This window comes from Bacteroides faecis MAJ27, from assembly GCF_900106755.1.
Classification (GTDB): Bacteria; Bacteroidota; Bacteroidia; order Bacteroidales; family Bacteroidaceae; genus Bacteroides; species Bacteroides faecis.
In genome coordinates this window covers 1-26,178 of the sequence record NZ_FNNN01000039.1, presented here as the reverse complement: position 1 = coordinate 26,178, position 26,178 = coordinate 1, and the positions used below count along the sequence as shown (strand labels likewise).

At 44.5% G+C, this 26,178-nt stretch carries 21 protein-coding genes; 15 read left to right on the top strand and 6 right to left on the bottom strand.

All coding sequences use genetic code 11. The annotated features are described in order from the left end of the window. Positions 1 to 302: 302 nt before the first annotated feature. The 4 genes from BLW31_RS22095 (at position 303) to BLW31_RS22080 (ending at position 5,598) form a co-directional block, all read left to right on the top strand. The gene (locus tag BLW31_RS22095) at positions 303 to 3,068 is read left to right on the top strand and encodes a transglutaminase domain-containing protein (RefSeq protein WP_010537001.1); all 2,766 of its coding nucleotides are present in this window, start codon (positions 303 to 305) and stop codon (positions 3,066 to 3,068) included. An 83-nt stretch (positions 3,069 to 3,151) separates the two neighbouring features. Continuing rightward, positions 3,152 to 3,592 carry a DUF8440 family protein gene (locus tag BLW31_RS22090; RefSeq protein ID WP_010537002.1) on the top strand — a complete coding sequence of 147 codons (441 nt, stop codon included), beginning with the start codon at positions 3,152 to 3,154 and terminating at the stop codon, positions 3,590 to 3,592. Positions 3,593 to 3,937: 345 nt separating this feature from the next. Further along, positions 3,938 to 4,369: a hypothetical protein gene (locus tag BLW31_RS22085; RefSeq protein WP_010537003.1), complete on the top strand. Its 432-nt coding sequence runs from the start codon at positions 3,938 to 3,940 to the stop codon at positions 4,367 to 4,369. Between the two features lie 14 nt (positions 4,370 to 4,383). Next, entirely contained in the window at positions 4,384 to 5,598 is a 1,215-nt protein-coding gene (locus BLW31_RS22080) for a sodium ion-translocating decarboxylase subunit beta (protein ID WP_010537004.1), read from the top strand. On the opposite strand, the gene BLW31_RS22075 is transcribed toward BLW31_RS22080, so the two are convergent. The 4 genes from BLW31_RS22075 to BLW31_RS22060 form a co-directional block, all read right to left on the bottom strand. Beyond that, the gene (locus BLW31_RS22075; protein WP_010537005.1) at positions 5,582 to 6,334 is read right to left on the bottom strand and encodes a copper homeostasis protein CutC; all 753 of its coding nucleotides are present in this window, start codon (positions 6,332 to 6,334) and stop codon (positions 5,582 to 5,584) included. The genes BLW31_RS22080 and BLW31_RS22075 overlap by 17 nt on opposite strands. Positions 6,335 to 6,456: 122 nt before the next feature. After that, positions 6,457 to 7,992, bottom strand: coding sequence for a ribonuclease Y (gene rny, locus BLW31_RS22070; protein WP_010537006.1), 1,536 nt, complete (start codon positions 7,990 to 7,992; stop codon positions 6,457 to 6,459). 115 nt (positions 7,993 to 8,107) lie between these two features. Next, a complete protein-coding gene (locus tag BLW31_RS22065) occupies positions 8,108 to 8,398 on the bottom strand; it encodes a cell division protein ZapA (protein WP_010537007.1) in 291 nt (96 codons plus the stop codon). Positions 8,399 to 8,411: 13 nt separating this feature from the next. Further along, complete coding sequence (locus tag BLW31_RS22060; protein WP_010537008.1) at positions 8,412 to 8,705, bottom strand: coiled-coil domain-containing protein; 294 nt, start codon at positions 8,703 to 8,705, stop codon at positions 8,412 to 8,414. Between the two features lie 796 nt (positions 8,706 to 9,501). On the opposite strand from BLW31_RS22060, the gene BLW31_RS22055 reads away from it, so the two are divergent. The 11 genes from BLW31_RS22055 to BLW31_RS22005 all read left to right on the top strand — a co-directional run bounded on the left by BLW31_RS22055 (position 9,502) and on the right by BLW31_RS22005 (position 23,809). After that, on the top strand, positions 9,502 to 10,590 hold the full coding sequence (locus BLW31_RS22055) for an SMP-30/gluconolactonase/LRE family protein (protein ID WP_010537009.1): 1,089 nt from the start codon (positions 9,502 to 9,504) through the stop codon (positions 10,588 to 10,590). 52 nt (positions 10,591 to 10,642) lie between these two features. Continuing rightward, entirely contained in the window at positions 10,643 to 11,014 is a 372-nt protein-coding gene (locus BLW31_RS22050) for a Lin0368 family putative glycerol transporter subunit (RefSeq protein ID WP_010537010.1), read from the top strand. Between the two features lie 13 nt (positions 11,015 to 11,027). After that, positions 11,028 to 11,507 (top strand): Lin0368 family putative glycerol transporter subunit, encoded by a 480-nt coding sequence (locus tag BLW31_RS22045; RefSeq protein WP_010537011.1) that lies wholly within the window; start codon positions 11,028 to 11,030, stop codon positions 11,505 to 11,507. Between the two features lie 29 nt (positions 11,508 to 11,536). After that, positions 11,537 to 13,054: a xylulokinase gene (gene xylB, locus BLW31_RS22040; RefSeq protein WP_010537012.1), complete on the top strand. Its 1,518-nt coding sequence runs from the start codon at positions 11,537 to 11,539 to the stop codon at positions 13,052 to 13,054. A 24-nt stretch (positions 13,055 to 13,078) separates the two neighbouring features. Continuing rightward, complete coding sequence (locus BLW31_RS22035; protein WP_010537013.1) at positions 13,079 to 14,113, top strand: zinc-dependent alcohol dehydrogenase; 1,035 nt, start codon at positions 13,079 to 13,081, stop codon at positions 14,111 to 14,113. Between the two features lie 26 nt (positions 14,114 to 14,139). After that, a complete protein-coding gene (gene deoC / locus BLW31_RS22030; RefSeq protein ID WP_010537014.1) occupies positions 14,140 to 14,856 on the top strand; it encodes a deoxyribose-phosphate aldolase in 717 nt (238 codons plus the stop codon). Positions 14,857 to 14,900: 44 nt separating this feature from the next. Continuing rightward, the gene (locus BLW31_RS22025; protein ID WP_029425368.1) at positions 14,901 to 17,435 is read left to right on the top strand and encodes an HzsA-related protein; all 2,535 of its coding nucleotides are present in this window, start codon (positions 14,901 to 14,903) and stop codon (positions 17,433 to 17,435) included. Beyond that, complete coding sequence (locus BLW31_RS22020; protein ID WP_010537016.1) at positions 17,435 to 19,237, top strand: YncE family protein; 1,803 nt, start codon at positions 17,435 to 17,437, stop codon at positions 19,235 to 19,237. The genes BLW31_RS22025 and BLW31_RS22020 overlap by 1 nt, the downstream gene beginning before the upstream one ends. A 57-nt stretch (positions 19,238 to 19,294) precedes the next feature. After that, positions 19,295 to 20,179, top strand: a complete 885-nt coding sequence (locus BLW31_RS22015) for an aryl-sulfate sulfotransferase (RefSeq protein ID WP_010537017.1) — start codon at positions 19,295 to 19,297, stop codon at positions 20,177 to 20,179. 99 nt (positions 20,180 to 20,278) lie between these two features. Next, positions 20,279 to 21,346 (top strand): chorismate transformation FkbO/Hyg5 family protein, encoded by a 1,068-nt coding sequence (locus BLW31_RS22010; protein ID WP_229035718.1) that lies wholly within the window; start codon positions 20,279 to 20,281, stop codon positions 21,344 to 21,346. Between the two features lie 48 nt (positions 21,347 to 21,394). After that, positions 21,395 to 23,809, top strand: coding sequence for a cytochrome c biogenesis protein CcsA (locus BLW31_RS22005; protein WP_010537019.1), 2,415 nt, complete (start codon positions 21,395 to 21,397; stop codon positions 23,807 to 23,809). 666 nt (positions 23,810 to 24,475) lie between these two features. Here the strand turns inward: BLW31_RS22005 and BLW31_RS21995 are convergent. Both BLW31_RS21995 and BLW31_RS21990 read right to left on the bottom strand, forming a co-directional pair. Then, complete coding sequence (locus tag BLW31_RS21995) at positions 24,476 to 25,351, bottom strand: sugar phosphate isomerase/epimerase family protein (RefSeq protein WP_029425370.1); 876 nt, start codon at positions 25,349 to 25,351, stop codon at positions 24,476 to 24,478. Between the two features lie 114 nt (positions 25,352 to 25,465). Next, on the bottom strand, positions 25,466 to 26,178 hold a 713-nt coding region (locus tag BLW31_RS21990; protein ID WP_074759665.1), incomplete at its 5' end, for a 3-keto-disaccharide hydrolase.

The following is a 26,178-nucleotide window of genomic DNA, read 5'->3' as shown; positions in this document are numbered from 1 at the left end:
CTCCACGTTTTGAAGAGCGGTTTTACATCTTGTTTTCTTTATTAACACTGCAAAGATACAAAATGTTTTTGAATTATATGCTGTAAAACATAAAAATCTTCTTTTTCTTATGAAATTTCTTTTTATAAGAGGTTCGAACACGGAGATGTTACAAACCTGTTACAATTTTCCCGCTGTTTTCCTTTGATGACAATATTATTCTTATCCATCACATTTTTATGTAGTTATCTAGGCATTCAGAAAATATTCTTGTATTTTTGTAAGACAGCAATCTTATTATCTAAAATAAACCAAACACTCTTATGAAAACATTCATCCATCTAGTATCTGTTTTGATTCTCTCGATTGTGCTGTTTGCCTGTAGCAATGCTCATTTCCTGAAAGAAGAGGATTATCGGAATCAAGTAACCAAAGACTTTGAACAAAAAAAACAGGCGCTTCCTCGTGGAGACTTATTTACTGTTTTGTCGAATCCTGACTTGTCTGTGTATGAGCAGGAAGCTTTGATGTTTCTCTATGCGTATATGCCGATAGGGGATGTAACGGATTATTCGGGAGATTATTATTTGGAGAATGTTCGGTTATCCGGTCAGACACGTGCCGAGATGCCTTGGGGAGATAAGGTCCCGAACGAATTGTTCCGGCATTTTGTGTTACCTATTCGGGTGAATAATGAGAATTTGGATGACTCCCGCCGGGTATTTTATGGAGAATTGAAGGATAGGGTAAAGCATCTTTCCATGAAAGATGCCATTCTGGAAGTGAATCACTGGTGCCACGAAAAGGTGGTGTATCGTCCGAGCGATGCACGTACGAGTTCTCCGCTGGCATCGGTGAAGACGGCGTATGGACGCTGTGGAGAAGAATCCACGTTTGCTGTGGCTGCATTGCGTTCGGTAGGTATTCCGGCACGGCAGGTATATACTCCCCGCTGGGCGCATACGGATGATAATCATGCCTGGGTGGAAGCATGGGCAGATGGCCAGTGGTATTTTATTGGGGCTTGCGAGCCGGAACCGGTTTTGAATCTGGGATGGTTCAATGCTCCTGCTAGCCGGGGAATGCTGATGCATACAAAGGTATTCGGTCGCTATAACGGTCCGGAAGAAATTATGCTTGAAACTCCTAATTATACGGAAATCAATGTGACAGAGAATTATGCGCCGACAGCAAAAGCAATAGTGACTGTGACGGATGTGAGTGGAAATCCTATTTCCGGTGCCAGAGTTGATTTTAAGGTATATAATTACGCCGAGTTCTATACAGTAGCTACAAAATATACGGATGCTGACGGGCAAGTATCATTGACAGCCGGAAAAGGAGATATGCTGGTATGGGCTTCCAGTGAAGGAAAGTTCGGCTTTACCAAATTATCATTTGGAAAACAATCGGAGTTGGCCTTAGTGCTGGATAAAAAAGAAGGAGATATCTTTGAAGTGGATCTTGATATGGTTCCTCCTGTAGAGAATGCCAATTTGCCTGAAGTAACATCGGAGCAACGGGCAGAAAATGACCGGCGGATGGCTCTGGAAGACTCTATCCGCAATTCGTATATCGCTACTTTTCCGACTGCTGCGCAGATTGATTCTATAGTTTCCGGATGGAAAGGGACAAAAACTTCTAGTGTGAAGAAAAGTTTATGTTCTTTCTTAGTGGATGCCAGAGGAAATTATGATGTGTTAATTCGTTTTCTGCAGGAGGCTGATCGACAAGGAAAATTGCTGAAAGCTGCTGCGCTATTATCTATCATTAACGAAAAAGACCGTCGTGATGTTTCTTATGAGGTATTGATGGATCATTTCATGTATACAGAAGATGATTCTAATAGTTCATACGTGTGCGCTTTACCGGGGCCTGTTTGTATGAGTGATCCTCCGGAATTAAAAATACATGAAATTTTCAAACCACGTATTTCTATGGAGACATTGACTCCTTACAGATCTTTCTTCCAGTCAAAGTTTTCGGAAGCGGAAGTAGATACATTCCGTAATCGTCCACAAGCTTTGGTAGAGTGGGTAAACCGTTATGTGACTGTCGACGGAACGCATAATTCTCAGGGGATACCTGTTTCCCCGGAAGGAGTCTGGCGTTCTCGGGTGGCTGATTCACATTCGCGGGATATATTCTTTGTTGCGTTGGCACGTAGCATGAATATTCCTGCTTATATAAATAGTATGAATGGGAGTGTATCTTATTATATGACTTTTGAAGATAACGGTTATTTTTGGAATGAATCCGTGGATGTTAACTTCGATAAAGCAGAAAGCGTAGAAACGCCCAAAGGAATATATCGGATGTATGATGGAAACAAACCCATTGCAAATGGTGATGACAGAGTGAAGTATTATAGTAAGTTTACGATCTCCAGAATAGAAGATGGAAGGCCGATATTAATTGATTGTGATGAAAATAATCCTCAATTGAGGAATATAGGAGTATTGGATGCCGGTTATTATTTGCAGGTGACAGGTACGCGATTGGCTGACGGTGGTGTGTTGGCTAGAATTTCATCTTTTGTATTGCCGATGCAGAAAGATGACTTGAAATTGGAAGCTACAAAAGTTTCTTATCATTTACGTGAATCAGGTGAGAAGGTTGCTGTAATTGGCGGGTTTAATTCCGAGTCTCTTTTTACTCCAGTGGAAGAAATGGGGCAGAAGACAACACTTTTGGATAGGCAAAGTTTGTTGCAAGCTTGTGGCCGCGGCTACTTTATAGTCGGGATACTAGGTCCGGGGCAAGAACCCACCAACCATGCTTTGCATGATATTGCAGCTTTAAAATCTGACTTAGAGAAATGGAACCGGAAAATGGTATTGCTTTTCCCGGATGAAGCACAATGTAAGAAGTTCCATCCTTCCGAGTTTCCTGAGTTGCCTTCTACCGTTATTTATGGTATAGATACGGATGGAATTTGCAAACAGATAGTGGATAATATGAAACTGAAACATAAAAATAGTTTGCCGATATTCATCATTGCCGATACTTTCAACCGGGTAGTCTTTGTCTCTCAGGGATATACGATTGGTCTGGGAGAGCAATTGATGAAAGTAATACATGGATTATAAGGTGAAGCCAGAGTGCAATAATCGTTAATTCTTATTATTCATACATTGTTTTTGGAAAAGAATGATTACGTTTGCAGCAAATTATGGCAAAGTACATTTTTGGCATATTAGCATGCGCATTTCTGGCTTTGGGATTTACTCATATTTCCAACAAAGAATTGCAGGGATTTCAGAAAGAAACTGGAGTCCCGGCAATTGATATGTCCTACAATGAGGGAGCAAATTGCTGTATCTCTTCTGCCGGCTTTGATAAATCATGTAAAGAAACTCATTCGTTGCTGACTGACGGAACTTACGGCAGTAAAGTTAGCGACTGTATTTTTGATAATCTCTCTTTTCCAAGAAGCATTGTTCCTTTCAAGAATTTGAGGTTCAATACTACCAATACTGCAATTCTACAGATATTGAGCTCGTTGAATACGATGCTTCCGGAGAAACGTCTGAGCCATACTTGCTTTGATGTCAATTACACAAAATATTCGTGTAAATACTACGTCTATACATTAGCCCATATTCTTATTTAGGCTACATTGTTTTCCTTTGGCAGGGTGAGAAATGTCTTTCTCGCTGCCCCTCCTTATTATTTATTGTTCCTATAAACGTATGATATACTTCCCGGATACCAAGTTAAGGTGTCGGGATCAAAATATTGTGTTTTTCGTTGTGAAACGGGAGTTACGTCGTATAGAAGCAAAGATGTATACCGAAGTGATTCAGGCAAGTAACATCTGCCGATTGTTTCTATATGGATGATGAGGAGTGCCCGATGGGATTAAACTTTCATGTGTGTCTAAATTTTATAATGATTATACCATTGGGCGCCTCTTCTTTTTTTTGAATACTATTATATAACCTATATTTATATTGCTATGATTGATTTATTAATATCTACTTTTGCTATGATGGGACTAACCTTTCTCATCGGTTTTTTTGTTGCAGCGGTCATCAAGCTGATTGCCTATGCGGCAGATTCTTTTGATTTTTATAGTTCTCATCGTCTGGAACTGTTGAGGTTACACCGTTGGCGACAACATCGGCAGAAAGTAGAAAGGCTTGTAAGGCAGATGCCGCTTGAAGCCGAAGAGACTTTGGGAGATTACCGCGAAGATTTCAGTCGTGGAATCAACCGGAATTTTTCCGGCTATTCCGGTTATTATCATGGGGTAAGTCCGGGTGCTTCAGAAAAGAACCTGATGGATTATTATTATCCGCGGGATACACGTGAGTTCTTTCTCAAAGAAGAAGAGCTGGCACATACCAACAAAAAGAATCTAAAGAAATCTACTACCAACAAGCAATAAAATAACGTTTATTTATGGAAAATATTGATTTTGCCACCCTCTTTCAGGGCATTGGAACAATGATGGAAAGTGGCTGGCTGCTGGCTTCTGCCAGAGTCTTTCTGGTACTTCTGGGGTTGTTACTTATCTATCTCGGGTGGAAGGGAGTGCTCGAGCCTATGGTCATGATCCCGATGGGGCTAGGCATGGTAGCTATCAACTGCGGAACATTGATGATGCCGGATGGCACATTAGGCAACCTTTTTCTCGACCCGATGCTTTCGGATACGGATGACCTGATGAATACGATGCAGATAGACTTTCTGCAGCCTGTCTATACGCTGACATTCAGTAACGGGCTTATAGCTTGCTTTGTCTTTATGGGCATCGGAACACTGCTGGATGTGGGCTTCTTGCTTCAGAAACCGTTTGCGAGTATTTTCCTTGCTTTATGTGCCGAGCTTGGCACGTTCCTTACGGTACCCATCGCTTCCGCCCTTGGACTGACTTTGAAGGAGAGTGCCTCCGTTGCTATGGTAGGTGGTGCGGATGGCCCGATGGTATTGTTTACTTCGCTGGCTCTGGCAAAGCATTTGTTTGTCCCTATCACGGTAGTTGCCTATCTGTATCTGGGACTGACGTATGGAGGTTATCCTTATCTGGTCAAACTATTAGTTCCTAAACGTTTCCGTGCCATTAAGATGGTAAGTAAGAAGGCACCGAAGAACTATGACGCCAAAGTGAAACTGGCCTTTTCGGCTGTTCTTTGCGCAGTACTCTGCTTCTTGTTTCCGGTAGCTTCTCCATTGTTCTTTTCCCTGTTTTTAGGAGTTGCTGTCCGCGAATCGGGTATGAAGCACATTTATGATTTTGTCAGCGGTCCGTTGTTGTATGGTTCAACCTTTATGTTAGGCGTATTGCTGGGTGTGCTTTGCGACGCGCATCTGTTGCTTGATCCGAAAATACTGAAATTGCTGGTATTAGGTATCGTTGCCTTATTGCTTTCCGGTATCGGAGGAATTATCGGCGGATACATTATGTACATTGTCAAGCGGGGAAATTACAATCCGGTGATTGGTATCGCTGCTGTCAGTTGCGTACCTACCACCGCAAAAGTTGCCCAGAAGATAGTAAGCAAGGACAATCCGGATTCGTTCGTTCTGGGAGATGCCTTGGGAGCCAATATCTCAGGAGTAATCACCTCAGCTATTATTACGGGTATCTATATTACGATTATCCCTTATTTATAGCCTGAATGGTATCTGTCACTCTTTGGGCGGTGGTAACATTTCGTTCGTATTCGTCGATATGTACAGTGCCGCCCATCGATACTGATTCATTTTTATACTTCATATCGCTTTTGATGCTTTCACGTGCAGAGAAATGAAACTCCTGTATACCGGTTTCTGAGGCAATGCGAGCGATATTCTTCTCGTTTACGCCACATCCGGCAAGCAGGATGATTCTTCCGGAAGCCTGTTGCTGCAATTCTTTGAGTAAAGGAATGCCGATTTCGGCAGTAGGTTGCTGACCGGAAGTAAGAATGCGGTTGCAGCCCAGTTCGATAATCTGTTCCAAAGCCTTTTCAGGATTGCAGCATACATCAAAAGCACGGTGAAAGGTAACCGATAAGCCTTGCGAGGCCTTCATTAACTCTTGCATCGCAGGAAGGTCGATCTCTCCGTTTGCTGTCAGACAACCGAATACAACTCCGTCAGCTCCTAATTGCCGTGCCATTTCGATATCTTTCAGCATCGTCTTCACTTCGATGGGAGAATAAAGGAAATCTCCTCCGCGCGGGCGGATGATGACATGCAGACGAGTCGTTGTCAGCATCTCACGTGCTGTCGATATCTCTCCGTAAGAAGGAGTCGTTCCGCCTTCCGGAATACCTGCACATAACTCTACCCGATTGGCTCCGCCTGCCTGTGCTGCCAGGCAGCTTTCTACTGAATTGGCACAGACTTCAAATTGAAACTTTTTCATAAGCTGATACTTTTAGACTGCATGTTGCTGTGCGATACCGCCAACATGAAAGATAAATGGTGATAAGCTAAAAAAGGGCGAATTGCTTCGCCCTTATATTGAATCTTCTTTTGAATATTTACTTATTTAGCGAAACTAACCGCACGTGTTTCACGGATCACGGTGATCTTCACCTGTCCCGGATAAGTCATCTCATCCTGAATCTTCTTGGCGATTTCACCGGACAAGCTTTCAGTCTGTTTATCGTCGATCTTGTCCGCACCTACAATTACGCGGAGTTCACGTCCTGCCTGAATAGCATAAGTCTTGGTTACGCCCGGATAAGCCATGGCCAATTGTTCAAGGTCATTCAGACGCTTGATATACGCCTCTACGATTTCGCGGCGTGCGCCCGGACGTGCACCGGAGATAGCATCACAAACCTGTACGATAGGAGCCAGCAAACTGGTCATTTCCGTTTCGTCGTGGTGAGCGCCGATAGCGTTGCAGATATCCGGTTTTTCTTTGTACTTCTCGGCAAGTTTCATACCCAGCAATGCATGTGGCAATTCCGGTTCTTCATCGGGTACTTTACCGATATCATGCAGCAGACCTGCACGTTTTGCCTTCTTCGGGTTCAGTCCCAGTTCCGATGCCATCACAGCACAAAGGTTGGCTGTTTCGCGGGCATGCTGCAACAAGTTTTGGCCATACGAAGAGCGATATTTCATCTTACCGATAATACGGATCAGTTCCGGATGCAGACCATGGATACCAAGGTCGATTGTCGTACGTTTACCGGTTTCGATAATTTCCTCTTCGACCTGTTTGCGTACTTTAGACACGACTTCCTCGATACGTGCCGGATGGATACGTCCGTCTGTTACCAGTTGGTGAAGAGCCAGACGGGCAATTTCACGGCGAACCGGGTCAAAAGCAGAAAGAACGATTGCTTCCGGAGTATCGTCTACAACGATTTCAACGCCGGTAGCGGCTTCCAGTGCACGGATATTGCGTCCTTCACGTCCGATAATACGTCCTTTGATTTCGTCCGATTCGATATGGAATACTGTCACGGAGTTTTCGATGGCAGTTTCGGTAGCTACCCGTTGGATAGACTGGATAACAATACGTTTTGCTTCTTTGCTGGCAGTCAGTTTCGCATCATCCATGATGTCATTGATAAATGACTGTGCCTGCGTTTTAGCTTCTTCTTTCAGTGATTCGACCAGGCGTTCTTTTGCTTCATCGGCAGACAGACCGGAGATTGTTTCCAGCTTTTCTATTTCCTGATGTTGCAGTTTGTCCAGTTCTTCTTTTTTCTTATCAACGATCACAAGCTGTGCTTCCAGGTTTTCCTTTACAGCTTCGGCTTCCAGTTTCTTGCGCTGGATTTCCTCCTGACGCTGGCTAAGCACCATTTCGCGTTGTTTCAGTTTATTTTCTGCCTGCTGAATTTTTTGATTACGCAGTGCCACTTCTTTTTCCAAATCAGCTTTCTTGTTCAGGAATTTCTCCTTTACTTCCAGCAATTTGTTTTTCTTAATTACTTCAGCTTCAGTTTCCGCATCTTTCAGAATACTATCGTATTTAGACTTCAGTACGTACCGGAAAAGTACATATGAAAGGATTCCTCCTACGACGAAGCAAGCAATTGCTGTTGCTATTATTGCTATCATTCTTACATTAATTTAGTTATATAAATAAAAACGCACCGCCAAATATCAAAACAGTCATTGCTCGGATATTCTGCAGTGCGTGGTGTTTTCTTTATCAGTGAATAGCTCGGTGGCATTATTCTTTTTGGAAATAATCCTCCAGCAATTCCGTTAGTTCTTTTACCTTTTCCGTATACGGAGTGGTATCGTTACGTTGCATTAATTGCAGTTTCTCCAACGAGAACTGATAGGCTACCATGGCAATAATCTTTTCCGGTTCAAGGTTTTTATAGTATTCCCGGTACGCATTAAGCCTGATGTTTACCTGCTTGGCTGCTTCCCGTACCATTTCTTCTTCCTGTCGGTTAATGGTTAACGGGTAGTTTGAGTCTGCTATTTGCAGGTTTATCTTTATTTTATCGTTCATACATCTTTCTTCTTTACTCGTTTAATAAAGCGATGCATTTATCGACTTCACGCACTAATTTTGACAATCGCAGCTTCGTCTCTTTTACGTCGCTGCCGTTAAGGCTGATTGTCGTAGCTGTTTTTAGGTTTGTATAGTTGACTTCCAATTCATCATACTGAGCTTGCACCTTCTCGTTCTTTAACTTTTCGTTTTCAAGAAGTTTTCTCAACCCGGCATTTTCACGCTTTAATTCATCGTGCAAATACATTAAATGCCGTAGCTGCGTTTCAAAGGTACTCAATAACTTTTTTTCTTCTTCTGTCATTACTACACCAAAATTGTACACAAAAATACGATTAACTCTGATATTACAAAAACTTTTCGGGAGAAAATATGCTTTTTAGCCTTAAAATAGTGGATTACATGGGTGAAGGAGATAAAATACATGAGACTATCTGTGTAAATCTTTTCTTTATGAACAACCTGGCAGGTACAAAAGGTACATTAGGTACACCCTATAATTTTTTCACACACAGGCGTGCGTATGTGCGCACGTATATATATCGCGTATATAATTAATGTTCGTGCGTGTGTGTGCTAAAGGAAGCCTTAGAAAAGTGTACTTATTGTACCTGTTGATAACTTAGTGCTTTGCATGAGCCAAAGCTAAGCTTTACGACTCTTAAAGCATAGCTTTGGCTCACTCAAAGCACTGCTTTATACATTTCCCCTTTTCAAACTGCATTATTCATGAATCTCATGACTTTATTCTTTATCTTTTCTTGGTGATCACTTGTTTGCTAACCCTCTCTTCGTTACCCTGGTGCATTCTAAATAAACTCTTCTTTTTAGTGGTTTCGGTCTTTTAATTCGTTCATAAAATAATGTGGTTTCTATTATTATTGAGTTTCCTGTCGGTGGATAATCAAGAGATGAAAATAATTATTTGTTGAAGGAAAATTTCCTTTTCAGATGGAAAATAGGGCATTTTTGCGTCATAATGAACAAATATTGTCCTTTATTGATTTGTCGTTTTCCTTTTTTACAGAGATTTTCCAGTAAGTTTGCGTACCGAACTAACGGACTCAAATTATAAACATAAATATTTGTATCAGCTAACCATGAAAAAGTATTATTTACTATCTCTTATTTCTGCTTCTTTGATTGGAGCAACTTGTATTCAATGTACTTCTCCCAAACAAAAGACAGGAGAGAATACTCTTCCGCAAAAGAGTGAACTGTTTGTATCATTGCCTGATTATTGTCCGACTCCGGACGGTATGGCTATTGCTCCTAATGGAGATTTGATTCTGGCATGTCCCAATTTTGCAGATATCACACAGCCTGCTTGTCTGATGCGTATTACTAAGGACGGATCGGTTTCGAAATGGCTCGATGTTCCTGTGTTGGAAGAAACCGGATGGGCTTCTCCGATGGGGCTTGCCTTCAACGAAGAAGGTGACTTGTTTATCAGTGACAATCAAGGCTGGAGCGGTGCAGAGAAAGCAAAGAACAAAGGACGTGTACTTCGTTTGAAGTTTGAAAATGACCAGTTGAAAGAAACCATTACGGTAGCATCCGGTCTGGAGCATCCGAACGGTATTCGTATTCGTGACGGAAAATTATATGTGACTCAAAGTTCATTGTCGCAGATAAAAGACCCTTCCGGTCTGCTTGTCAGTGGCGTATACTGTTTTGACATGAACGATCGTGACATTGTAGTAACCAACACTTCGGCTGATAAGAACTTGCTGACTACGGTAATCACCAAAAATCCCGAAGTACAGTACGGACTGGACGGAATTGTATTTAACGAGGCAGGCGACCTTTTTGTAGGCAACTTTGGTGACGGTGCTATTCATCGTATCAAGATGGACGCGGAAGGAAAAGTAGTCAGCAACGACGTCTGGGCACAGGATACGACTCAACTTCGTACTACAGACGGTATGTGTATCGACGATAAAGGTAACATCTGGGTAGCAGACTTCTCTGCAAATGCCGTTGCGCGTGTAGATAAGAACGGAAAGATTGAGCGCATTGCGCAAAGTCCCGATTGCGACGGAAGCGATGGCGGACTGGATCAGCCCGGCGAACCGATCGTATGGAATGGTCAGGTGATTGTATCCTGCTTCGACCTGGTGACCGGACCGGACAAGGTGAATACCAAACACGATAAGCCTTTCACATTGGCTAAACTGGCATTGGAGTAATATCCCGCGCAAATCTACTATCATCAATCTAATAAAACACATTATTAATAATATGAAACACTATCTATCGACATTTGCCGGTTCTGCTATCTGTGGCGGCTTTGCATTCGGCATCTGGCCCGAACTTTGGAAGACATACGGTCTGATGGGAGGCTGGCTGGCGGCAACGCTGATTATCGGCATCATGTGGTATATGAATCACTATAATGGAGCGATTCTGAATCCTCCGGGAAAAATATGGCTGGATCAGGGCTGGTGCATTGGTTCTGCCGGGATCACTTGGGGAATTGTCCGCTTTCAGGGAGATATTACTAATTTCTTTTATGTTGTACCTACGCTGGTATGCTGCTTGATTGGCGGCGCATTGGCCGGAATTGTGGTATGGAAAATCCGTTCGTGCGATTGTGCCCGGAAAATAAATTAAGGAGGAGGATACAATGAGCGAATGGTTACAAACCTACAATGAATGGTTGGGCATGTATAATGCCGGAATCATAACAAGTATTTTCGGTGCTTTTGCCGTGACGTTTACCGTATTGATGAGCTGGCCTAAATTGGTGAAGGACTTCGGTCCGATAGGCGGTTTTATGGCAGCTGCCCTTATCATTGGTACTTTCTGGCTGGTGAATCACAAACTTCCCGGTTTTGGTTTTTCTACCGGGCTGCTGAATGATGCCGACGGTTTACCGATGCAATTCAGTCTCATTCATCAGGGAAACCGTGGCAGTGCTCCCTGGGTAGACATGGGATGGGCAATTGCGATGGGCTTTATTCTGGCTGATGTGCTGTGTGCGCCGAAAGGTACGCGCAGCGGATTACTGAAAGAAGCGTTTCCCCGTTGGCTGGTGATTATTCTGGGTGGTATTGCCGGAGGAATCTTTGTCGGACTTACCGGATATACAAATGCGGCACTCTAAATCAATTAACTGAAAAAGGAAAATATAACATGTATATATTAGCACACGATTTGGGTACTAGCGGGAACAAAGCAACTTTGTTCGATGAATCGGGGCTTTTGGTAGCTTCGCGTACTGCTGCTTACCCTACCGACTACGCTTCCGGCAACCGGGCGGAACAGAATCCGCACCATTGGTGGAAAGCTATTGTAGACACAACACAGGCACTTCTCGAACTGGTATCGCCCAATGATATCGCAGGAGTAGCACTTAGCGGACAAATGATGGGATGTCTTTGTGTGGATAAGAACGGTCAGCCGCTTCGTCCACATATGCTCTACTGTGACCAGCGTTCGCAGGAAGAAGAAGCAAAGTTGACCGATAAGATAGACCCGCTGCATTTCTATGAAATCACGGGACACAGAATCAGCGCTTCCTACTCTGTAGAAAAACTGATGTGGGTGAAGAAGCACGAACCGGAAATCTTCGCGCAGACAGCAAAGATGCTGAATGCAAAAGACTATATTAACTACCGTTTGTGTGGTACTATTGCCACTGACCCTTCGGATGCTTCGGGTACGAACGCCTATGATCTGAATCGTTGGCAATGGAGCGAAGAAATCATTGAAGCGGCAGAACTCGATCTTTCTTTATTTCCGGAAGTCCGTTCTTCTATCGATGTCATCGGGGAAGTGACAGGCGAAGCAGCCCGTGAAACAGGATTGCTTGCCGGAACTCCCGTCATCTGTGGTGGTGGCGACGGCAGCTGTGCCGGAGTAGGAGTAGGCTGTGTGGCTCCGGGCAATGCATACAACTATCTGGGGTCTTCATCCTGGGTAGCACTGACGGTGGAAAAGCCGATTGTGGACGAACAGCGTCGCACGATGAACTGGGCGCACGTAGTACCGGGTATGCTGCATCCGTCGGGAACAATGCAGGCGGCAGGTTCTTCTTACAACTGGATGATTAACCAGTTGTGTCAAAACGAACGGACACTGGCGGCTCAGTCGGGACGCAGCGTATTCGAACTGATTGACGAACAAATCATCTCATCTCCGATCGGTGCCAACAAGCTACTCTTCTTACCCTATATGCTGGGTGAGCGTACTCCTCGCTGGAATGTTGATGCCAAAGGTGCATTCATCGGTCTGACGCTGGGGCATACACACGGAGATATGTTGCGCGCCGTCATGGAAGGCATCACTTTAAATCTCGGATTTATTGTGAACATCTTCCGCAAGCATGTTCCTATCGATCAGGTAACAGTGATTGGCGGATGTGCACAGAATCCGATCTGGCGTCAGATGATGGCAGATATCTATCAGGCGGAAATCCGCGTACCCAATTATCTGGAAGAAGCGACTTCGATGGGAGCTGCTATTCTGGCAGGTATCGGTGCGGGTATATTTAAGGACTTCTCTGTGATCGACCGTTTTGTTTGTATTGAACAGACCGTACAGCCGATTCCGGAGAACGTGAAGAAGTATGAAGCCTGGATGCCTGTTTTCGATCAGGCTTATCATGCATTGTGTGAGATGTACACCGAGATAGCGAAAACTGAACTATAAATTATATAATCGAATAAGAATACAATGAAAACTGTGATTGTGCCGGCTCCCGGCAAAATTGAAATACGAGAGGTGGAAACACCTGCAATCAATGCATATCAGGCATTGGTAAAAACAGAAATGGTGGCATTGTGTAACGCTACCGACAGTAAACTGATTGCCGGACATTTTCCCGGCGTAGATGCATATCCGTTGGCTCTGGGACATGAGAATGCCGGAATCGTAGTAGCGGCAGGCGAGAAGGTTCGCAACTTTAAAGTAGGCGATCGTGCGATCGGTGGCCTCATTTCCGACTTTGGCGCGCAAGGCATTAATAGCGGCTGGGGCGGTTTCAGCGAATATGTAGTAGTGAATGACTTCGAAGTGCTGAAGGAAGAAGGACTTGCCACACCCGAACAGGGATGCTGGGACAGCTTTGAAATTCAGAATTCGGTTCCTTCGCATGTGCAGCCGGAAGAAGCGGTAATTTCCTGTACCTGGCGTGAAGTACTGGGAGCTTTCAAGGATTTCAACCTGACTCCGGGAAAGAAAGTGATTGTAGTAGGTTCCGGTCCGGTAGGATTGAGCTTCGTAAAGCTGGGCAAACTCTTCGGCCTGGGGCAGATTGATATTGTTGATATGCTTCCTGCCAAACTGGAAGTTGCCCGCCGTATGGGAGCCGACAATGGATATACACCTGCCGAAATCAGCACACCGGAATTTATAGCAGCCGCCAACCGCTCTTACGATGCAGTGATTGACGCCGTAGGACTCGATGTAGTAGTCAATTCCGTATTGCCGTTGGTAAAGATGGGCGGAGACGTCTGTGTGTATGGTGTTATGACGAAAAATCCGACATTCGACTTGTCGAAAGCACCTTATAACTTTGACCTGCACATGCATCAGTGGCCTACCCGTTCGGAAGAGAAAGCAGCTATGACCACGCTGGCTCAATGGATTGAGGAAGGCAGACTTTCTGCATCCGACTTTATCACACACCGTTTCAAGATAGAAGAAATTGAAGAAGCCTTTGCTGCAGTGAAACGTGGCGAAGTATTGAAGTGTGTATTGACTTTTTAACTAACATAATTAAATACCTTACAAGAATGGAAACTAAGAATATAAACGAAGTAATTGCAAATTTATCAGTAGAACAATTGGCAGGAATGATTGACCATACATTCCTTAAACCTTTCGGAACAGCCGAAAATATAGAAAAACTTTGTGCCGAAGCCCGTCAGTATAAGTTTGCGATGGTAGCTATCAATCCTGCGGAAGTAGAAACTTGCGTGAAATTGCTCGAAGGTTCCGGAGTACGTGTAGGAGCAGCTATCGGTTTCCCTCTGGGACAGAATACGGTAGAATGCAAAGCATTTGAAACTCGTGATGCCATTGCCAAAGGTGCCACAGAAATAGATACAGTGATCAATGTCCGTGCTTTACAGAAAGGACAGACTGACATCGTAAAGAAAGAAATCGAAGATATGGTTTCTATCTGCAAACCTGCCGGAGTGATCTGTAAAGTGATTCTTGAAACTTGCTATCTGTCTGACGAAGAGAAAGAGACAGTATGCCGCATTGCCAAAGAGGCCGGTGTAGACTTTGTGAAAACTTCTACCGGATTCGGCACAGCGGGAGCCAATGTGCATGATGTAGCGTTGATGCGTCGTGTAGTCGGTTCGGAAATTGGTGTGAAAGCTGCGGGCGGTATCCGTGACCTGGAGACTGCTTTGGCTTTAATTCAGGTGGGAGCTACCCGTATCGGTACTTCAAGCGGTATTCAGATTGTGGAAGCCTATAAAGAATTGAAGAAAGGCATGTAATATCTCTTTTTCAGGATGGTAATTAAGGTAAATAAGAAATCAAAATGATAAAATCAAGATTAATGAAGCTGTTGAAGTGGGGGATGGCATGTTGCATGCTCGTCTCTGTCGTTGCCTGGCAAACGAAAGACACTTCTTTTCAGCCGATCGACACAAACGGTTTTATCGCCGAAATGCAAAAGCAGTTTGCAGAAGTGCAGGCGATAAGGAAGAAAGATAATCATAGAGAAGAATTAGATCGTAAAATGAGAGATACGCACCGGATGCTGATGCACACCTATCCGGTCTATTACGATTGGTGGCTGCAAGACGGACAAGATGCGAAGAATGAAAAAGATGGCAAAGATGTCAATTGGTTTAGAGGCACTCTCAGCCGTCAGCTTTCCATGCGTTTGCAGAAGCTGAATGTCACTACTACCGTTAATGATACTCCGGAAAGTATTACAGCCGCTTTTCAGGCCTATCTGAAAGCATGTGAAGCAAGACGTGCAAAGCGTCTGGCTTCATTCACTGCCAACAGTCCGGAAATTGTATTCACAAAGTTCAGAACACTGCGTCCTTCCTTCTTCGCTTATACCGAAGGAGCTTCGGATGCCCGTGCCGAATGTAATTACATTGCAGGCGGTACATTGTCGAAGATTAAGATGAACGGCATCTGGGCGGAAGAGGAAACACTGATGACAGATGAAGATGGTGTATATCGTGATCCGAATCTGCATTTCGATGGTCAGCATCTGCTTTTCTCATGGAAGAAGTCGGCTAAGGAAGACGATTTCCATTTGTATGAGATGGACCTGAAGACTCGCGATATCAAGCAGTTGACTTTCGGTAAGGGACATGCTGATATCGAAGGAATCTATTTGCCCGATGAAAATATCCTTTTCAACTCCACCCGTTGCGGAAGTGCGGTAGACTGCTGGTTTACCGAAGTCAGCAATATGTACTTGTGTGACAGAGAAGGACGCTATATGCGCCAGGTAGGTTTCGACCAGGTGCATACCGTTACTCCTACATTGCTCGATGACGGTCGTATCGTTTATACCCGTTGGGATTATAACGACCGCGGACAGGTATGGGCACAACCGTTGTTCCAGATGAATCCTGATGGAACAGGACAGGCGGAATATTACGGTATGAACAGCTGGTTCCCGACGACGGTGGCACAAACCCGCCAGATTCCCGGTACTCGTAAAGTGATGACTGTATTTATGGGACATCATACTCCTCAACATGGTAAATTGGGTATTATCGATCCCGAAGCCGGACGTGACGAGAATGAAGGAACGATGTTCGTAGCTCCGCTTCGCAAGCCCGAAGCAGAACGTATCGACAGCTACGGACAGTTTACTGATCAGTACCAGCATCCTTTCCCGATGAATGAAACGGATTTTCTTATTTCTTATACTCCGCTGGGATATTATGTTGGGCATCCGATGGAATTTGGAATCTATTGGATGAATGTAGACGGAGAACGTGAATTGCTCGTTTCCGATTCGAAGATATCCTGCAACCAGCCTATATTGGTGGCTCCGCGCACCCGTCCCTTCCAGCGTTCGTCTTCGGTAGACTATACGAAGAATGACGGTGTGTATTATATGCAGAACATTTACGAAGGCAATGGTTTGAAAGGTGTGAAACCGGGAACGATCAAGCAGCTTCGTGTGGTAGAAATACAGTTCCGTGCGGCAGGTATCGGCGAAGTGAACGGTGATGATAAAGGAGGAGGTGCATTGGCCAGTTCTCCGGTAGGAGTAGGTAATGCTGCCTGGGATGTGAAGAGAGTGATAGGGGTGACCGATGTATATCCGGATGGCTCCGCTTTCTTTAAAGTTCCTGCACGCAGACCGTTATATTTCCAGGCATTGGATGAAAATGGCCGTGTGGTACAGACTATGCGCAGCTGGTCTACCCTTCAGCCGAACGAGGTACAGAGTTGTGTGGGATGTCATGAACATAAGAACACCGTTCCGGTGGCAGGACATCCGGTATCTATGGCAATGAACAAAGGTATCAAGGCTTTGATACCGGAAGATGAAATGGGAGAACGTAACTTCAGCTATCTGAAAGAAATTCAGCCGATTTGGGACAAGCATTGTATTTCTTGCCATGACGGAGTGAAACAGCCGATGAGTCTGAAAGGCGAGTTGCAGGTGCTTGATAAGCGAAGCAAGAGAAAATATGCACAGTCTTATCTGAGTCTGACGCATGCCCGTATGGATGGTCCTGATGGTCCGTGGAGAGGCAATGCCCATCATCCGGAAGTAAACTGGATCAGCGCTTTGTCCGAGCCGACTTTGTTACCTCCTTATTTTGCAGGGTCTAACACAAGTAATCTGATCAAACGCCTGGAAGAAGGTCATGGAGGCACCAAACTGACTCCGCAGGAGATACGTAAAGTTTCTCTCTGGATCGACTTGCTCGTTCCTCAGATCGGAGATTACCGTGAAGCGAACAACTGGTCACAACATGACCTCGAATATTACGACCGCTACGACAAGAAAAGGAAAGCAGCTCGTGCGGAAGAGCAGGAGAATATTCGCCAGTACATTCAATCCCTTCAAACTAAACAACAGAAATAATGAAAAAGATATTAATACCTGTTAGTATCATAGCTGTACTTCTTTGCACTGCTGCGAAAGATGCTGATCAGACAGTTATTTCGCCGGATCGTCTGTTTTTGGCGGATAATGGAAAATCCTTGTTTGTTACCAACAGAGCAGGTAGCGAACTGATAAAAATGTCGGCTGACGGAAAGGAGATGGAACAAAAAGTGGAGTTCTCTTCTCCGGTCAACGCCATGACACAAGACCCTGACGGAAACCTCTGGGTAGTGTGCGACGGAAACTACGGCATGATGTACCAACTGGACGGAAAAAAACTTTCGATACAGTCTAAAACAAAAAGCGGTGCTACTCCTTCGGATATTTTGTACAACCCTTTGTCTCAATCACTTTGGGTAGCACAACGGTTCAACAACGAGCTGTGGGAGATAGACCCCGCAACACGTAAGGTAAAAGCGAAAATCACTGTCGGACGTGAGCCGGTGGCAATGGCTTCCTTTGCCGGTGACTCTTGTCTGCTGATAGCAAACAATATGCCGGAAATGCCGTCTACAGCCTATCCGCTTGCAGCCCAGCTCGATATCGTCGATGTGTCTTCAAAGAAGGTGGCAAGCCGTATCATGCTTCCCAACGGTTCTACAGATGTGAAATCGATAGCGGTAGACAAGAATCGTGCGTATGCGTATGTCACTCACTTGATTGCCCGTTATCAGTTGCCTACCAATCAGCTGGATCGCGGATGGATGGCTACGAATACGTTGTCCATTATCGATCTGAAGGCGAGAAAGCTGCTGACTTCCGTATTGTTGGATACTCCCCAAAAAGGAGCTGCCAATCCGTGGTCGGTGATTGTCACCCCGGATGACAAGCAGATTATTGTAGCTGCTGCCGGAAGTCAGGAGCTGGTTCGCATTGACCGCATTGCCCTGCACGAACGTCTGGCGAAGGCAAAACAAGGAGTGATGGTGACACCTTCCGTGAAGTCCTGGAATAATATACCGAATGATGCCGGTTTTTTGTATGGCATCCGCGACTTTATCCCTACACAGGGTAAAGGTCCCCGTTCGGTTGTTGCTACCGGCAATAAGATTTATACAGCCAATTATTATACTTCGGAACTGGTTTCTATGGATATGAACGGCAAGAATCTCAATAAACAAGTTTTGGGTGCTCCGCTTGCCTTCACCAAAGTAGGTAAGGGAGACATGTATTTCCATGATGCGACAATCTGCTTCCAGAACTGGCAGAGTTGCGCTACCTGCCATCCGAACGATGCGCGCATGGACGGACTTAACTGGGACTTGCTGAACGACGGCATGGGAAATCCGAAGAACACGAAGACACTGTTGCTTTCACATCAGACTCCGCCTTGTATGGCTACCGGTATCCGTAAGAATGCTGAAGTGGCAGTACGTTCGGGTGTGAAGTACATTCTGTTTATGGAAGGAAATGATGAAATCTATGAATCTATCGACGAATATCTGAAATCTCTGAAACCATTGCCAAGCCCTTATCTGGTGAATGGCAAACTTTCCGGGAAAGCGAAGAAGGGAAAGAAGATATTTGAAGAGAACTGTGCAAGCTGTCATTCAGGCGAATACTACACAGACCAGAAACAGTATAAGGTAGACTGGACCACCGGACCGGATAAAGGGTTGTCGATGGACGTTCCTGCTTTGAACGAATGCTGGCGTACGGCTCCTTATCTTTATGACGGACGCAGCTACTCGATGAAAGATATGCTGAAGATACACGGACCTCATAAGCCTGTTACTGAAAAGGAACTGGAAGAGTTGGAGGAATATGTATTATCCCTGTAGTGAGTAATCGGTGCTTGAAAGCTTCTTTATAATAATACTAATTCAGACTTATTATTTATGACAAGAATATATATTTCGATTTTGGCAGTTCTGTTCTCTGTGTCTCTGTTTGCACAGACAAAGACATTTGCCGGAGCCGATTATTCGCAAGGGATCGTATTTGTGATGGAAAACAACCGGATTGTATGGAAACACAAAGCCCCCGATTCAAATGACTTATGGATATTGCCTAATGGCAATATCCTTTTCACCACCGGACGCGGAGTGCTCGAGATGACTCGTCAGAACGATACCATCTTTCATTATGAGTCCCAAAGTCCGATTTTTGCCTGTCAACGTTTGAAGAACGGCAATACATTTGTCGGTGAATGTGTGTCCGGACGGATGCTGGAGATATCTCCGAAGGGGAAGATTGTGAAGGAAGTCTGCATTTTGCCGGAAGGCGTGAAAGATGGCGGATTCGCCTTTATGCGCAATGCCCGCCGGTTGGATAACGGACATTTTCTCGTGGCACATTATGGAGATCAGTGTGTGAAGGAATATGATACGAACGGTAAAGTCGTGTGGAAGCTGGATGTTCCCGGCGGTCCGCATTCTTTGACCCGCCTGCCTAACGGACATACGTTGATTGCCGTAGCAGATAAGGACGGAAATCCCCGTTTGATAGAAGTAACCGGAGAAGGAAAGACGATTTGGGAACTGTCGAATGCGGATATTCCCGGAAAGCCTTTGAAATTCCTCGGCGGCTTTCAGTATTTCTCCGACGGACGTTTTCTGATTACGAATTGGACAGGACATGTGAATCCGAAAGATAAAGTGCATTTGCTGTTGGTAGACCGTCAGAAGAATGTGCTCTACTCTCTGGAGAACACTCCGGAGCTACAGACAATGTCTTCCGTGTATAGTGCGGATATACCGGCAGGAGTAGCTTCTTTTCATTAATCCATGCATCGTGCATGAAATATCACTGAGGTTTTCAATATGAAGTATCATCGAATAAAATGTGAAATCTATAAAGCGGAAGGGAAAACTTGGGAACGGATGGCAGAAGAATTACTTCTGTCCGCCGTTCGTAGGGAGAGAGTCGTCCGCCTTATTTTCTTTACTGCCTGTAAGGATAATCAGGAATACCGGCAGCAACGAACTTTTCTGGAGCAATGGGCAGACAGCCATTTTCCGTCTCCCCGACCGGTTGTTTCGGTGGTGGCCCAAAAGCCTTTGGAAGGTGAGTTGGTGCTGGAAGTACATTCATTACCGTTATCGGTTGATGAGGCAGTGACGCTGGAAGAGCGCTTTGCCTCTTCTGTCCGCTATCTGCGGATAACGTCTGCTGATTATCGGGAAATCATAGCGGGAGGACTTTGCGCTGATGATTTGAATCTCCCCATTCGTGAACAGTCGGAACAGACTTTCCGGAAAGTGGAAGAAATCCTGAAGGCGGAACAGATGAATTTTGGTGATATCGTCCGTCAATGGAATTATCTGGAAGGCATCACGGATATTGCACATGGCAATCAGTGCTATCAGGATTTTAATGATGTTCGTTCCCAGTTCTATGCTACTTCGGAGTGGCAGTCGGGGTATCCGGCAGCAACGGGAATCGGAGCGCAGCATGGTGGTATACAGATCGACTTCAATGCAGTGAGCGGAAAGATTGGGATTATTCCTTTGGATAATGACTGGCAAAGAGCCGCACATGTTTATTCGGATGAGGTACTGATTAGTCATCGACCGGATACGGAGAAAGGAACCCCTAAATTTGAAAGAGGCAAATCACTGTCCGACCATCAGCAGGAAGTGATTTATATTTCCGGGACGGCTGCTATTCGGGGCGAGGAAAGTATGGTGACCGGAGATGTGCTTTGGCAAACAGAGATTACTCTTGAAAATATCCAGCATCTGATCGGCCTGGAAGAGGGAAAGGAGAAACTACCGGAACATTCTGGTAAGCTGGAGCTTCTCCGCGTATATCTCAAAAACGAGAAAGATGCGCAGATTGTGAAAGAAGATCTGGATAAACTTTGTCCGGGCGTTCCTGTCGCCTATCTTTATGCAGATGTGTGCAGGGAGGAATTACTTGTAGAGATTGAAGGTATTGCTCATTTATAAAAAGCATATCTTACTGATAGAAGATAATCACTTATAACGGAAAAACGAATGAAACTGATTCGACTGATAGCTTCACCGGTGTTAATGTATGTATTGGCGGGACTCTATGCACTTATATTGGCGGCAGCCACATTTGTGGAAAACTCGTATGGACCTGCTGTTGCCCGCGAACACTTTTATTATGCTCCCTGGTTCATCTTGTTGCAGTTGTTGCAGGCTGTCAATCTGCTGGTCATGTTTCTTCAGGGAAGCTATTTCAAAAGAATCAGTAAAGGAAGTTTGATTTTTCATGGGGCTTTTGTATTTATTTGGTTGGGGGCCGCTGTTACTCACTATGTAGGAGTAACAGGAATCATGCACATCCGTGAGGGGGAAACGGTGAGTAACATGATGCGCGATGAAGGTGCAGGGATGGGTAACACCTCCCTGCCTTTCTCCGTTACTCTGGATGATTTCAGGTTGCAACGCTATCCGGGTTCTCATAGTCCGATGTCTTACGAGAGCGATCTGGTGATAAAGAAGGGGGATGAGGCTCCAGTGCAGGCAACTGTCCGTATGAATAAAGTGATTGATATAGACGGATACCGGTTGTTTCAGTCGTCATTCGATCCGGATGAGCAGGGAACCATTCTGTCCGTCAGTTACGATCGTCCCGGTATGCAACTTACATATATAGGATACTTTTTGCTGTTTGCAGGCTTTGTGCTTACATTATTCAGTAAGAAATCCCGTTTCGGTCGTCTGCGCAGGGAATTGGGAGAGATGAAGAAAAACATGCCTTACTGTGTACTGTTTCTCTTGGCCTTGTCCGGTGTAGCCGGTGGGCAGACAGTACACGCACAGCAACCTTGTGTGTCTTCTCAGCACGCCGGGAAATTCGGAAGCCTGGTAGTGCTGAATCCTAATGGGCGCCTCGAACCGGTCAATAGCTATACCTCCGCTATTCTGCGTAAGCTTTATGGAGCCGATAAACTGAATGGCATCAACTCTGACCAGTTTTTCCTGAACCTGCTCTCTTTTCCCGACGAATGGGGAGCCTATCCTTTTATTAAAGTCGATAACAAAGAACTACTCCAGCGGTTTGGCAGGAGCGGTAAATACATTGCCTGGGAGGACGTTTTCGATTCGGAAGGCAACTATATTCTGACCGATGAAGTGAATGATATCTACGCCAAACCCGCTTCGGAACGGAAACGGATGGACTCGGATTTATTGAAACTGGATGAATCTGTGAATATCGTATATCGTATCATGCAACATCAGTTACTGCCACTTTTCCCGGACGAGAATGATGCACAGGGGAAATGGTATTCGGCAGGAGATGAACTGAATGTTTTTCAGGGAAAAGATTCTTTGTTTGTTTCCAAAATCATGGATTGGTATATCTATGAGCTGGGGAATGGAGTTCGTTCCGGCAATTGGGAGGAAGCGGACAAGATTGTCGGCATGATGAATATTTTTCAGCAGGCAAAGAGTAAGACTCCCGCTATTGACAACCAGAGAGTGAAAGCGGAACTTCTTTATAATCAGCTGAATTTGTTTTTCTGGTGTCGTCTGGCTTATCTTATCTTAGGCGGAATTTTACTTTTTATAGCCTGTGGTGAGATTATTGCAGACTTTAAATGGGGAAAAAAGGTATGCGGCATTTTAATTGCTCTTCTGGTGATCGCCTTTTTGGCTCATACATCCGGTGTATTGTTGCGTTGGTATATCAGCGGGCGTGCACCTTGGGCAAATGCTTACGAGTCCATGATCTGTACTTCATGGATGCTGGTAGGTGGCGGACTCCTGTTTGCCCGCCGGTTCCGTATTCTCCCCGCACTTGCAGGGTTATTAGGTGGAATAATGCTTTTTGTGGCAGGATTGAACCACCTGAATCCCGAAATTACTCCTTTGGTGCCGGTACTTCAGTCGTACTGGCTGATGTCTCATGTCGCCATTATCATGATAGGCTATGTATTCTTTGCGCTTTGCGCTCTGACGGGACTGTTTAATCTCATTTTGATGAGTCTGCTCTCTGCCACCAACCGGGTGAAGCTCCAATTTCGTATCCGTGAGTTTACCTTACTGAATGAGATGGCAATGATCCTCGGTCTATTCTTTATGACAGCAGGAACATTTCTGGGTGCCATCTGGGCGAATGTCTCGTGGGGAAGATACTGGGGATGGGATCCCAAAGAAACATGGGCTCTGATTTCCATCGTTGTCTATGCACTGGTGCTCCATATCCGTTTTATCCCTCTGCTGAAGGGTAAGACAACCTGGTGTTTCAATCTGCTTTCAGTGGTTGCTATTCTTTCTGTCATCATGACCTGGTTTGGAGTGAATTACTACCTGAGCGGTCTGCATTCTTACGGAAAGACCGAAGGAGGAGATTTACTGCTATGGATATGGGGAGCAGGGTTGTGTGTCGTACTTGCTTTGGGGCTCTTTGCACGCAGGCGTTTGAATACCGAAGTATGATTCGGGAAAATTGCAGTTTTACCTAAATACGTTTAGGGAATCAATTGTTTTTTGTAGTATCGGGAGACGTAGAAGTGTTTCCTGTTTGGGAATGGGCTATTGCCAGATAGCAATTTGCCGTTTGCGACTGAATATGTTGTTTGCCGGTACTGTTACTACTGTGTATCTTAATGAGGAAGAACGCAAAAGTAAGGTCGGTATATGGCGAGGTGATTGATGCGGATGATTTGGAGAATAGAGATTTGATAAGAAAGATGATTAGTGAATAGTAATACTACAATGTTACCATTCGTGCCAATGCAAGTATTCTTCAGGATTTAAAATATGAAAAAAGAAGTCAGACATAAACTAATATACAATGGTATTAAATGCAATAACTAGAATAAAGAAACTGATAATATATGACTGGTAGGTCATGATAATGCGGTTAATAAGTAGGAATAAGCCGCAAAATATGCGGCTTATTCCTACTTATTAACCGCAAATTTACTGAAAACTCCAATGAAATGCTTATTTTTGCAAAAAGGAGGTATGATATGTTCATTCATGACACAGAGAATTGGACTTCGTTCAGATGGAATGCTGATACATTATCTGACGTAAGTTTTCTTTTCTGTTATTTCCTAAGAAGTGGATTTATCGCATAAGGATACTTACCACATACTCTTATTTACTATAAGAAGCCTTCACAAAAGGAGCTTCCAGCAAATAATCTATACTCTTTTTTACGCTTTCCATTACAGGGCAGCTATAATCTTCTATTTCGGCAACGATATTTTCCACTCCTGCTGTTTTTGCATTATTAAAGATGGCATCGAATCCTACCATACCACTTTGACCCAGTTCTCTGTGGTCTTTGATGTGAAGCATGGTGAAGCGTCCCGGATATTTATTGAAATAATCTACCGGACTGTGCTGACCTCTGACTATCCAATATACATCCATCTGAAAGAAGACATACTCAGGATTGGTATTTTCAATCATATAGTCCAACATAACCGCTTTGTCTTCCACTTTCTGAAATTCATGTGCATGGTTATGATATCCGAATTTCATACCGTTCTGCTGACATCTTTTGCCTATTTCATTGAAATAGTCGCAATACATCTTCATCTCTTTCATTGTTTTAGGAACACCGATTCCCGGGTTTACGATATATTTCATACCGGCGGCTTTATGGGCGGCTATGCTTTGATCCCACCATTTCAAAGATTCGGAGAAGTCTCCGGAAGCCACTTCTTCGCCTGACAATCCTCTTGAACAATGTGAAGACAGCACTGTCATACCGGCTTTTTCTACTGCACTCTTGAATTCTTCGGGAGTTTTACCATAGAACTTTCCGTTGTCATAATTGGCTGCTTCAATACTGGTATATCCCATCTCAGCTAAATCTTTAAGAACAACATTGAGATCAGTTCCTTTATTGATTACATCTCTGACAGAATAGAGTTGGATAGAAACCTCTTTTTTCTTTTTGGCGTTCATTGCTTGTGGCAAGGCTACTAATAAAGCGAATAGTACTAATAAATATCTGGCTTTCATCGTATGATACATTAATTTGTGAATTTATTTACATGAACTCCATTGAAGAACGCTATCATTGAGACAGCTCTTCAATGGAGTTGTTTAAAACAGATTAGCAATAGAATAGTAATTTTAATCCAGAACCTTCACGCGGATATTACGGAACCAAACATCGTCACCGTGATCCTGCATTCCGATAAATCCTTCATGGTTTTCACCACCGCAGTTATTCAGCAGTTCGAAAGCCAGCGGCCATTTGTCTTCGCTGAATTTGCTGGCCTGCAACATATCAGTCCATTGTTTTGTCCACAGGTGATATTCAAGAACATTCTCGTCATTCTGTCCGTGAACAACAGTGCCTTTGTAAACCATGATCTTAGCCTTGTTCCATTCGCCGAAAGGTTTCGCATTCTGGGGAACAGCCGGAATCATGTCATACAAAGAAGCCGACTGACGGTTATTGTCCTTACCCAGTTTGGCATCCGGATGATTGTCATTGTCCAATACCTGATATTCGGGAGCGGAGATATAGATCGGTTCGAGTACATCGTTACCATCCTTGTCCTTGGAAGTCACTTCCTGAGCCAGATAGAAGATACCGGAGTTACCGCCCTTGGAAATCTTCCATTCCATTTCCAGTTCGAAGTTCTTGAATTTGTGAGCGAAGATCAAATCTCCGCCGTCACCGTCCTGCGCTTCACCGCCGCCGGAACCGTTGAACTTGATACAGCCGTCCTCGATAGTCCACTTGGAAGGCACTCTGTCCTTACCGTAACCACGCCATCCGTTGAATGTTTTTCCGTCAAAGATGGTGATGTAACCATCCGCATCTACCGGTAATTGCA